General features: G+C 72.5%; 1 protein-coding gene. It reads right to left on the bottom strand.

Going from position 1 to position 960, the window contains the following annotated elements; genetic code table 11:
- Positions 1-18: 18 nt before the first annotated feature.
- A partial coding sequence (locus FPZ47_RS27635; RefSeq protein WP_246859920.1) for a bifunctional folylpolyglutamate synthase/dihydrofolate synthase occupies positions 19-960 on the bottom strand: 942 nt, incomplete at its 5' end.

Raw genomic sequence — 960 nt, 5'->3', positions numbered from 1 at the left:
TTGGGGGGGCCTGCCCGGTCATTCGGGATCACGCCCGAACAGGGTCCGCGCGGCCCCGGCCGTGATCACCGAGCCGGTGACGACGATCCCCGTGCCGGAGAACGCCTCGCTTTCTCCCCGCGCTTCCCCACGCGACGAGGCGTCGTCGACCAGCGCGGTCGCGACGTCGACGGCGTCGCGCAGGTTCTCGGCGGTCGCCACCCGATCCGGCCCGAACACCTGGCGCGCCGCCAGCGCCAGCGACTCGACATCGAGAGCGCGCGGCGACCCGTTGTGGGTCACGACGACGGAATCGAACGCCGGCTCCAGCGCGGCGAGGATGCCGTCCACGTCCTTGTCGGCGAGCACGCTGAGCACGCCGACCAGGAAGCGGAAGTCGAATTCGCCGGTGAGCGTCTGCGCCAGCGCAGCGGCACCGGCCGGATTGTGCGCGGCGTCGATGAACACCGTTGGCGCGCTACGCATGCGTTCGAGCCGGCCCGGACTGGCGACGGCGGCGAAACCGGCACGGACGGCGTCGACGTCGAGCTGACGCTGCGCGCCCGCGCCGAAGAACGCCTCGACGGCCGCGAGCGCCACCGCGGCGTTGTGCGCCTGGTGCTCGCCGTGCAGGGGCAGGTAGACGTCGGAATACACCCCGCCCAGCCCTTGCAGCTGCAGCATCTGCCCGCCGACGGCGACCTGGCGGCCCAGCACCGCGAACTCGGCGTCCTCGCGGGCCACGGCGGCGTCGGCCCGCACGGTCTGGGCCAGCAGCACCTCCATCGCCTCGGGGGCCTGACGGGCGATGATCGCGACGGTGTCCGGCGCCCCTTCGGGCGCCCGGGCGATGATGCCGGACTTCTCCCCGGCGATCGCGGCGAGGTTGTCACCGAGATATTCGACGTGGTCGATGCCGATCGGGGTGATCACGGCCACCGGCGCGTCGATCATGTTGGTGGCGTCCCAACGACCGCCCAT

The organism is Mycobacterium helveticum (genome assembly GCF_007714205.1).
In the GTDB taxonomy this organism is placed as follows: domain Bacteria; phylum Actinomycetota; class Actinomycetes; order Mycobacteriales; family Mycobacteriaceae; genus Mycobacterium; species Mycobacterium helveticum.
This window is presented reverse-complemented; position numbering and strand designations above follow the sequence as displayed.